Origin of the sequence: Planktothrix paucivesiculata PCC 9631, from assembly GCF_900009265.2 — a bacterium.
In the GTDB taxonomy this organism is placed as follows: Bacteria; Cyanobacteriota; Cyanobacteriia; order Cyanobacteriales; family Microcoleaceae; genus Planktothrix; species Planktothrix paucivesiculata.
Genome location: NZ_LR735140.1, coordinates 1 through 303, shown reverse-complemented (window position 1 = coordinate 303; position 303 = coordinate 1). Strand labels below are relative to the sequence as shown.

Here is a 303-nt window from a genome sequence, read left to right as displayed (position 1 = left end):
TTAATGCTTGATTAATCCCATAAAAAGAAGACTACGGATTCGCTGATCCATAGTCTTTTTTAGTAGTCTTTTTTAGTGCCAAACTGCCAAAACTTAGAGGGAGAACTTGAAAGATTAGGTTTGAGTTAACAAAGCCTGGGCATAAATTGTTTCGCCATCAGAACTCAGTCCGGTAATGAATAATCCAGTATAGGGGTCAGGGTCAGTCCCCTCATCTTCAACATAAATCACTCGCGGATTCTCTAACAACTTAAACAAACTATAAAGTTGGACATTATATTCCAGCATTTCTGTTACTCCTTC

The 303-nt window shown here is 38.0% G+C and carries 1 protein-coding gene; it reads right to left on the bottom strand.

Going from position 1 to position 303, the window contains the following annotated elements; translation table 11 throughout:
• Positions 1-114: 114 nt before the first annotated feature.
• Positions 115-303: hypothetical protein (locus PL9631_RS26545; protein ID WP_197046543.1), on the bottom strand; the 189-nt coding region annotated here is incomplete at its 5' end.